At 43.7% G+C, this 8662-nt stretch carries 7 protein-coding genes and 1 pseudogene; 3 read left to right on the forward strand and 5 right to left on the reverse strand.

From position 1 onward, the window contains the following. Positions 1–269, forward strand: a pseudogene (locus F6K46_RS36480) (hypothetical protein); the annotation flags it as partial. Here F6K46_RS36480 and F6K46_RS36485 read toward each other — a convergent pair. The 4 genes from F6K46_RS36485 to F6K46_RS36500 all read right to left on the reverse strand — a co-directional run bounded on the left by F6K46_RS36485 (position 220) and on the right by F6K46_RS36500 (position 3274). Further along, positions 220–1560 (reverse strand): TIGR03279 family radical SAM protein, encoded by a 1341-nt coding sequence (locus tag F6K46_RS36485; RefSeq protein WP_293060936.1) that lies wholly within the window; start codon positions 1558–1560, stop codon positions 220–222. The pseudogene F6K46_RS36480 and the gene F6K46_RS36485 sit on opposite strands and share 50 nt — an antisense overlap. Next, positions 1557–1868 (reverse strand): hypothetical protein, encoded by a 312-nt coding sequence (locus tag F6K46_RS36490; protein WP_293060935.1) that lies wholly within the window; start codon positions 1866–1868, stop codon positions 1557–1559. Before F6K46_RS36490 ends, F6K46_RS36485 begins: the two co-directional genes overlap by 4 nt. Before the next feature lie 84 nt (positions 1869–1952). After that, positions 1953–2789, reverse strand: coding sequence for an undecaprenyl-diphosphate phosphatase (locus F6K46_RS36495; RefSeq protein WP_293060945.1), 837 nt, complete (start codon positions 2787–2789; stop codon positions 1953–1955). A gap of 308 nt (positions 2790–3097) precedes the next feature. Next, a complete protein-coding gene (locus tag F6K46_RS36500; protein ID WP_293060933.1) occupies positions 3098–3274 on the reverse strand; it encodes a hypothetical protein in 177 nt (58 codons plus the stop codon). 421 nt (positions 3275–3695) lie between these two features. Here F6K46_RS36500 and F6K46_RS36505 point away from each other — a divergent pair, with 421 nt between their 5' ends. After that, the gene (locus tag F6K46_RS36505) at positions 3696–4352 is read left to right on the forward strand and encodes a DUF3120 domain-containing protein (RefSeq protein WP_075906491.1); all 657 of its coding nucleotides are present in this window, start codon (positions 3696–3698) and stop codon (positions 4350–4352) included. A 359-nt stretch (positions 4353–4711) separates the two neighbouring features. Then, positions 4712–5752 (forward strand): adenylate/guanylate cyclase domain-containing protein, encoded by a 1041-nt coding sequence (locus F6K46_RS36510; protein ID WP_293060940.1) that lies wholly within the window; start codon positions 4712–4714, stop codon positions 5750–5752. 157 nt (positions 5753–5909) lie between these two features. Here F6K46_RS36510 and F6K46_RS36515 read toward each other — a convergent pair. Then, the coding region (locus F6K46_RS36515) for a hypothetical protein (RefSeq protein WP_293117934.1) at positions 5910–8662 on the reverse strand (2753 nt) is incomplete at its 5' end.

Genomic DNA, 8662 nt, shown 5'->3' on the forward strand with positions numbered 1-8662 from the left:
CCCGATTCCCGATTCCCGGTTCCCGATTCCCGATTCCCGATTCCCGATTCCCGATTCCCTACTCCCGATTCCCGATTCCCGATTCCCGATTCCCGATTCCCTACTCCCGATTCCCGATTCCCGATTCCCGATTCCCGATTCCCGATTCCCGATTCCCGATTCCCTACTCCCGATTCCCGATTCCCGATTCCCGATTCCCTACTCCCTACTCCCTACTCCCTACTCCCTATTCCCAACAGCCCCATCGATCAATTCCTCAACACCATTAACAGGAATAATCGGAGTCTTGAGCTGATCAGCCACTTCTGCCACAGTCATATCATCCAGAAACCGGGTATCACCATGCTTAAGCATCAACCCAGGTAACAGAATCATTTCTCCTAAGTCTTTTCCTTTTAATCCCTTCAGTAAATCTTGTCCAGTCAGCAAGCCAGTAACCGTTATCTCCTGACCCCAGTAATCACTCGATAACGCAACCATATTAATCTCCAATCCTGCCACAGCATTGAACCGCTCTACCACAGGTTCAAAAGCTTTTTCCACCGCATTACCCACCACCCAAGTCCCCCGCCGGGGGATTTCTAGACCCTTAGGCAACCGTTTAGTAGCAACTGTTTGGAATTCTTTCAAGAACAGACGAATCGAACCAACACCATTCCCAATTTGAGGGTAGTCTCCGTAATCGGATTCTGGAGGTAACTCTTGTCTAGCAATCAAAAACCACTCATCTGCCAACCAAGCAAAGGTAGACCCCAACTGCTGCTTAAATTTCTCCTGAAGCCTTTGAACTTGAGCAATCACTTCCCTCGCTTTTTCCCCAGTAACACTAATCAGTTCATCCTCCTGGGGTCGAAACCGAGTCAATCCCACCGGTACTACTGCCGTTGAAGCCACTGCGGGCAGATCACCGGTATAGAATTGAGCTAAATCTAGCAAAGTACGTTCCAAGTGAACGCCATCATTAATCCCAGGACACACCACTACCTGGGCATGAATTTGCAGCCGTCGCTCCTGAAACCACCTTAACTGCTCTAAAATTTGCCCAGCCCGAGGATTTTTCAGTAACCGTATGCGCACATCCGGTTCAGTAGCATGAACCGAAACATAAAGAGGAGATAGACGCATCCGTTCGATCCGATCCCACTCAGTTTGAGTCAGATTAGTCAGGGTTAGGTAAGACCCATAGAGGAAACTAAGCCGATAGTCATCATCTTTGAAATAAAGGCTTTGGCGCTTACCTGGTGGTTGTTGGTCGATAAAGCAAAATGGGCAACGATTATTGCACTGAATCAAACCATCAAATAACGCTGTCTCGAATTCCAGCCCTAAATCGTCATCATAGTCTTTCTCAATTTCGATCACATGAGTCTTACCCGCCCCATCCAGCACTTCCAGTTCTAGAATTTCATCCGCACACAGGAATTGATAATCAATCAAATCACGGGGATGGCTACCATTAATCGCAACAATAGAATCCCCTGGTTCAAATCCAACCTCAGCAGCAATGGAGTTGGGAAGAACCTTTGTGATTAATACTGGACGAATCGAGCTTTGACTCATTGATAGCAGTTTTCAATTGGGTGAGGCACAAAGTCGTTGGTTTTAGGGAACAGGGAACAGGGAACAGGGAACAGGGGGAAGAGTGTGGGGAGAGAGGGTAGTGTGGGGAGAGGGGGGAGAGGGAAGAAGAGTGTGGGGAGAGGGGGGAGCTCACAAGGGTAGGTCTTTAAACATTGGGGCGAGTAATTACTTTCATTGCCTAGAATCTCTTCCAAATAAATATATATCAAAATATACAATAATTGCTGGAATAATTCTCCCCATCTCCCCACACTTCCCACACTTCCCACACTTCCCACACTCTTCACTAGTTTAAGGGATAATTCTCCCTATCTCCCCATCTCCCCATCTCCCCATCTCCCTATCTTCCCATCTTCCGACACTTGCGATCGCTAACTATTTTGTAAAACCCCAGTTATAATAGCACCTAAAATTGCTATCCCAAACAATAACCGATACCAGACAAATATCCAGACACCTTGTTTCTTGAGATAGCTGATCATCCATGCGATCGCTACGTAGGAAAATACTGCTGATGAAATCACCCCTACAATCAGTGACATTGCGCCAGCATCCCCGATGCCATCTTTGAGCAAACCGACTAACTCCACTAAACCAGCTAAAGTAATCGCGGGGATGCCCAACAAAAAGGAAAATCGTGCTGCGGTTGCTCGTTCCAAACCCATGAATAAACCAGCAGTGAGAGTTGAGCCAGACCGGGAGACACCAGGCATTAAAGCCAACGCCTGAGCTAAGCCCATCCCGATCCCATCTTTAAGACCTAAATCCTCAAAGTTACGCTTACGCTTACCCACGACTTCAGAAACACCCATCAACAAACCCATCACAATCGAGACATAGGCGATTGACATGGTACTCCGTATCGGAGAATTATCATAATCAGGGATAAAGATTTTAATCAGCAGTCCAAAGAAGACAATGGGTAGGGTTCCCAACGCAATTCCCAGGGCCATCTGGAAGTCTTGGGATTGGTAATCGGATTTACGGATAGCGTTAAATGCGCCAGTAGTGACTTTACTCAAGTCTCCCCAGAAGTACCACACTACTGCCGCAATGGAGCCTAGTTGAATCACAGCCGTAAACGCAACTCCTGGATCACCCCAGCCTAAGGTCACAGGTACCACTTTTAGATGAGCGGTACTACTAATAGGCAGGAATTCCGTGAACCCTTGTACAAAACCCAGCACCACAGCCTGAAAAATAGTCATCTGAGGCGTAGTAATTGTGGCAGTGGTACTGGTTGAGGATAAGACATCTGGGGCAGGAGTTGTAGCGAGAACCTTCAAGGGGAAGGTAAGGCAGGCGCTAATAACAGCAATGATAGAAAAATTGATAAATTGACGTTTTGATAAGACCATTCTTTCCCCTATTGAGGTTGCTGTAGCTGAATCAGCCAGCCTTAATTCAATCGGTATTCTGGCATAAATTACCAACAATCGCCAATGGAATCTGGATACTTAGCAAATATTTCATAGTATCCCAATTCCATTCCATCTTGATCTTTAATCCTTAAAGCTTAATATTTCATCCTTCTCGGGAATCGGGAGTCGGGAGTCGGGAATCGGGAATCGGGAATCGGGAGTCGGGAATCGGGAATCGGGAATCGGGAATCGGGAATCGGGAGTCGGGAGTCGGGAATCGGGAATCGGGAATCGGGAATCGGGAAAAAGTCTAGCAATATAGCACTACCCATGAAGGTCAGGACATTGTCTTGATGCAATAGCGAGTGGGGGAAACCCCCTGTTCCGAAGCTGCATCGCTCCTAAACTCCGAAACTTATTCATAGCTTACTTCTGACTTCTGACTTCTGACTTCTGACGCTAAGCGTAGCGCTATAGCCATGGCCCTACCCGTAGCCCACCACCAATGGCTTGGCAAATCTTAATTTTTCATGAGTTTTTGAGTTCAGACTTGAGATTAGATATTTCTACCCTTGCCATACACCACTACATTCAACTACTCTTACCAATATGCCCCCAGGGGGGATATTGGTAATGATATATTAAGTTCAATAAAGATAATTAACGATAAATAACAAAATTTTGTTTAAAAATACTTGGTTTTCTCATCTAGGCCTAAGGAATTCCCATCAGTCAGGGCAACTACTTCTATCTATCCCCCCTAGGGGAGTTAGTAATCCTCAAGGATGGCTATTATTTGCTGCCGCCTCCTTCCTGGTTTCTGTGCCAGTGTTCTTCCAAGCTCCCCTAGTGCGGCTTTTGCCACTGTTGAGTTTAGCCATCACCCTAGCTTGGGTGTGGCTGGGTGTAAAACTGCTCCAACGTCCATCAACCCAAGTCTGGGGTGACTTGCTGTTGGGATTTAGCTGGAGTTGGCTGGCTGGTTCATTATATTGGGGTTGGTTGCGCACTGAACCTCTATGGCATTTACCGGTAGAGGCGATTGGTCTACCATTTGCTCTGTGGGGATTGTGGCGGGGTTGGGGAAAGGTAGGAAATCTGTTTTACTTAGGTTCGTTATTCGGTACAGCCATGACCGACATCTATTTCTACTTGACCCATCTAATTCCCTACTGGCGTCAGGTGATGGTAGTAGAGCCAGTACTGGCAAAACCAATCTTTCAAAATGCGATCGCACAAGTCCAAACTCCTTGGGGAATTAGCTGGGCAGTGGTTTTGGTTGCTACGCTAGGAATAGTTGGTCTTTGGTCATTGACAAAAGAACAGCCTCATTGGTGGACGTTTAGTGGAGCCGTGTTGAGTACAATCGTGGTAGATAGTCTTTTTTGGTTGGCAGCTAACCTAGCATGATGACTCCAGACACTGACCCTAAAGGGTACAGTGTGGGCTTCTTCGGAAGCCTTCGTCATTTATTTATTTATATTTAGTGATTTATATATTTATATTAGGTTAGGTTAGTTTTGAGCGTTGTCATTCCGAAATGACTTGATCATCCTTTGAATCCATCTACTAGGGTCAGCTTCTGAGTCTTGCTGGGTCATTGACAGCAGCAAACTCAAGCTCGATTAGCAGTAATTGGTTAGTAACTTATGGCTGCTATTGTTTCTCCAACTTCTGCGCTATCCTTCCCTGATCAGCGGTGCGACCCAAGGGCGATTTACTCGCCCATTGGAAAGCGCACCGTCGGGAAATCTTGGAAAATTGATGCAATGATCAACGTCTCAATTAACCCTGTTGTTGCTCCTATATCTGTGGTGACTTTGCGATCCACCCCTTACCTACTTATGCCTACCGGCTCTGACGATCAGTATATGCCATTAGTTGGTAGTAATTGCTGGACCGTCGGTCGTAGTTATGATAACAATTTTGTACTTTCAGATCGCTGGATTTCCAGAAACCATGCGATGTTGCAGTGTACCGAAAACGGTGATTTCTATCTTATTGATTTAGGCAGCCGTAACGGTACATTTGTCAATGGACGCAGAGTCAGTATTCCGGTGACCTTGCGCAATGGCGATCATCTTACCTTTGGTCAGACAGAATTGGAGTTTTATTGCCCACCCAAGGCTCATAAAACTGAACCATCCGAACCTATACATAAAGATACCCAAACCTCAATATTGCACGTGCGCCGCCTGATTTCTGTGATGGTGGTGGACATCCGGAACTTCACCGTACTCACCCACCAGTTGGATGAAACCACCCTGTCAGTGGCAATTGGCAGCTGGTTCCGGGAGTCTGGAGAAATTCTGAAAAGGTGTGGCAGTTGGGTAGATAAATACATCGGTGACGCAATTATGGCGATTTGGTTTCATGGCTCTAAAGGGGTCAGTGATCAAGAAGCCATGAGTATTTTGCAAGCAGTCAATGACCTGAACAAAATGACTAGCAATCTGTCTAAGGAATATCCTCTGCCCTTCCCACTGCGAATTGGTACTGGAATCAACACAGGAATGGCGATTGTTGGTAACACCACTGGTAGTGGCGATCGCCCAGAATACACTGCTGTTGGGGATACTGTAATTGCCGCTTTTCGCCTCGAATCTGCCACCAAGGAACTTGGTCTAGATATTGCCCTAGGGGAGGATACATACCGTTACGTTTCTAAAATCGGAAAGTCTGAGCTTAACTTCAAGCAACACACTGTAAATCTCAAAGGTTATGATAATTCCACTATTACCTACGCTGGAACCTATGGAGATTTAGAAAATTTCTTGCGAGTTAACTCTACTCTACCAATTATTGAATAAGCTTTATTAAAAAGTATCACTCATTATTAGGAATTAATAATTCAAAATTCAAAATTAAGAATTCAAGATTCAACCTCCAAGCTGCAACCAACTAACCTTAAACCTTAAACCTGCTAACCTTAAACATTGGAATTAACTAATCCCTAATGCCTAACTATTAAAATTTGAACTGAATACCTGCTTGGACTCTAGCATCAAAGCCCTGGTCACCGGTACCTAGTTTAGCATCTATAACTATACCATTATCTGAATGGTACTTCAAGATGCCGCCATAGTTAAAGCCTGACACTCGACTGTCAAGCCCCACATTTGTAGTGGTAAAATTTCTGACAAAAGCGCCTAGAGAAAAATTCTCGATCACTCGTTGTGAAAGCTCTACATCATAAAATACTTTCCTAGCTATCTCTAGATTAAGCTGGGATTTTAAACCACCGACAGTTCCTAAGTCTCCAGTCACATATCCAACAACTTCCCCTTGACTATTTTCTGGCATAAAAGCATTCAGACCTTCTGGAGTATAGAGAATAGCAGGAGTAACTGAATACCCTACGCTTTTTCCCTGACGTGAAAAAGAATAGGCGGCTGTGATTTGGAAAGGATTCAAGCGATTCGCAGAACTATTCCAATTAATACTAAAAAACGGCACGTGAGTGATTATGGCTATTGGTTTATTGGATGAGTCAACCGCTACATGTCGATTCAGCCAATTTACCTCAGCGTAGCTATAGACTCCCACAGTCGGTTCTTTGGTAAATCCATTATCGTCCGAAACATCTGACGGATTGTTTTCTCCAACCCCTGGTGCTGAATTAGGAGCCAGATTAAACCAACCTCCTAAGGTGACACTATAGTTGAAATTTTCCGATGTACCAGCTACTAATACTTCTATAGTAGGTAGAGATACATAACCAGCAAAGGTTCTGTCTCGAATACTTCGTTGAGAAGTCTGGGTGAGTGTAATCCGATCAAATGCTATATCAAATGCTCGACCACTGTTGATTGGTACGACAGTATTATCAAAAGACCTAAATTGTTGCACAAATTGTCTGCCATCAGGACTAGTCAAAATAACGTCTACCGCTGAGGATTCATTACTGGGAGTAATCGCGGTATTATTCAAAGGAACTACCCCAGCAATGAAACCCAATGGACCAAAATCTTGGTTAGATAGTCTTAGTTCAGAAAAAGACGTATCTCCTTGATCCCAATCACTTATATCTCTTTTAATAAAATCAATGGCTCGCTGGTGATTCCCTGTTCTGAGTTGGACTATCCTAGAGTGGTTAGGGCTAATTTTACTAGGAAACGTCACCGTACCCGATACCTGATTGAGACGACTAGAGCGATTAGTATTGGCTAAGGTTTGATTAAGTCTTTGATTGATTTGACGTCGCTGTTGGGGAGTAGCTTTAGTCTGTAACCGAGCAAATCCTTCATTATTGTCAAATTTTTGTCGAGCGTCTTGAATACTGTTGTTTATATTGTTAAAATCAATAAATTCAAAAACTATCCCGAGTGCCATTCCCAGAGTTGCATTTCCAATTTGGCTCGAATCCAGGTCGCCATCAAAGGATAGGGTTAGGGAAATACCTGGGTTGGAAAAAATACTTGAGTAACTGGCACTGATGTCTACTGGGTCATACTGAATCAGGCTTCGGTTGTGAGATTTACTGATATAAAATCTGTACCAATGCTTACTTTCTTGACTATCAATATTTAAGTCAACTTCAGTAGCTCTTTGACCAAGGGGAATCCAATGTAAAGAATTTAGATAATGAAAATCTCTTTCCTCTTCAGTTAGGAAAGGATTAACAGATAAATTCAATAAATCATTGGTCATACCTCCCTCTGGTTGTGCAATCTTAACCCCAGGGATAGATGTAGTAGGAGCCGTGAAATTCATACCTTCTCCTGTCAAAGGGTCTCCCCAGGTAATTCCCGCTGCTTGTAGAGCCTCTTGAGGAATTATTTCCCCTTCTTCCAATTTGACATTACCATTATCTAACAAAGGTTGTAAATTTGTGGTTGGATAACCTTGCAAAATCCGGGGAGCATTATCTGCATCTAAAAATTGGAATAAAGAGCCTCCACCGCTACTATTCAAGGTTGAACCACTACCAAGATTGATTACCCTATTTTCTAAAACAGTGACATTAGGATCGTCAGTATCAATTCCACTATTAATGATTACTTCACCAGCCCGTATTCCTTCTGGAGTTCTCAATTCTCCAGATATTACCCTTACTGTCAAGTCATTAACCTCAACGTCTCCAACTAACTCTTCAAAATTATTGGGCAAAGCTGAGATAAATTGTAGCCCCCACAAGGATTGCTCTACAGTCGCTGTTTGGGTGAGTTGAGTATCCCTTGACTTTCCTTGGTAGAGAAGACCACCTTGGAATCCTTGAGTCTCTATCACAACAGTATTACCATCAAGAACCCAGTAGAATTGACTATCTTTAGGAAAATTAGCAAAGGTAAATCTATTTAGAATGGGGTTATCGTCAGCGAATCTTAACTCTGTCTCTAGGTAATTTTCGTTTTTGTTTGGTCTAAATAATGTGGGCTCAAAGGTTAACTTATCGGTGGGATTAATAATCCAAGGATACTTGGTGGCACTTTGAGTTATAACATCACTGATGGGAGTTTTTTTGGGAATTTCTTGATTTTGGGTTTTTGCTGCTAAGGTGGTTGACTCTGCTTCAGGTGACCTAGATTCAGCAACCTCTGTTTCCAATACATTTAGATGATTTTCTGGCTGAGCCTCTGGCTGCTTAGAAATGATAAAGTCTTTAACCTGATCAGGATTAGACCTAAAAAAATCCGCCTCTTTGATTTCAAATTGTACGCTTTCAGAAATTTTGTAATGATTAAAATCTGTAGGAAACGTTGGTGTTTTATCAGAAAAAA

It is taken from the genome of Moorena sp. SIO3E8 (assembly GCF_010692445.1).
In the GTDB taxonomy this organism is placed as follows: Bacteria; Cyanobacteriota; Cyanobacteriia; order Cyanobacteriales; family Coleofasciculaceae; genus Moorena; species Moorena bouillonii.